Here is a 1,016-nt window from a genome sequence, read left to right on the forward strand (position 1 = left end):
GTTGATGGTCTGGGCGAGCGCGGCGACCTCGCCCTTGGCCTCGACGGTGATCTTCTGCGACAGGTCGCCCTTGGCGACCGCCGTGGCGACCTGGGCGATCGAGCGGACCTGGCTGGTGAGGTTGGACGCCATCACGTTGACGGAGTCGGTCAGGTCCTTCCACGTGCCCGACACCCCGCGTACGGTCGCCTGGCCGCCCAGCCGTCCCTCGGTGCCGACCTCGCGGGCGACGCGGGTGACCTCGTCGGCGAAGGAGGACAGCTGGTCGACCATCGTGTTGATGGTCTCCTTCAGCTCCAGGATCTCGCCCCGGGCGTCGACGCGGATCTTCTGCGACAGGTCGCCCCGGGCGACGGCCGTGGTCACCTCGGCGATGCTGCGCACCTGGTCGGTGAGGTTGTCGGCCATGACGTTCACCGACTCGGTCAGCGCCTTCCAGGTGCCGGACACGCCCTTGACGTCGGCCTGGCCGCCCAGCCGTCCCTCGGTGCCGACCTCGCGGGCGACGCGGGTGACCTCGTCGGCGAACGCGCTCAGCGTGTCGACCATGGTGTTGATGGTCTGGGCGAGCGCGGCGACCTCGCCCTTGGCCTCGACGGTGATCTTCTGCGACAGGTCGCCCTTGGCGACCGCCGTGGCGACCTGGGAGATGTTGCGCACCTGGCTGGTGAGGTTGCCGGCCATGAAGTTGACGGAGTCGGTGAGGTCGCGCCATGTGCCCGACACGCCCTTGACGTCGGCCTGTCCGCCGAGCTGGCCCTCGGTGCCCACTTCGCGGGCGACGCGGGTGACCTCGTCGGCGAAGGAGGACAGCTGGTCGACCATGGTGTTGACGGTGTTCTTGAGTTCGAGGATCTCGCCTCGGGCGTCGACGGTGATCTTCTGGGAGAGGTCGCCCTTGGCGACGGCGGTGGTCACCTGGGCGATGGAGCGGACCTGGCTGGTGAGGTTGCCGGCCATGAAGTTGACGGAGTCGGTGAGGTCGCGCCAGGTTCCGGCGACGCCGGGGACCTGCG

1 protein-coding gene is annotated in these 1,016 nt (G+C 69.3%); it reads right to left on the reverse strand.

The genetic code is table 11. From position 1 onward, the window contains the following. A partial coding sequence (locus AB0J39_RS39755; RefSeq protein ID WP_363474403.1) for a HAMP domain-containing protein occupies positions 1–1,016 on the reverse strand: 1,016 nt, incomplete at both ends.

This window comes from Microbispora sp. NPDC049633, from assembly GCF_040675265.1.
Taxonomy (GTDB): domain Bacteria; phylum Actinomycetota; class Actinomycetes; order Streptosporangiales; family Streptosporangiaceae; genus Microbispora; species Microbispora maris.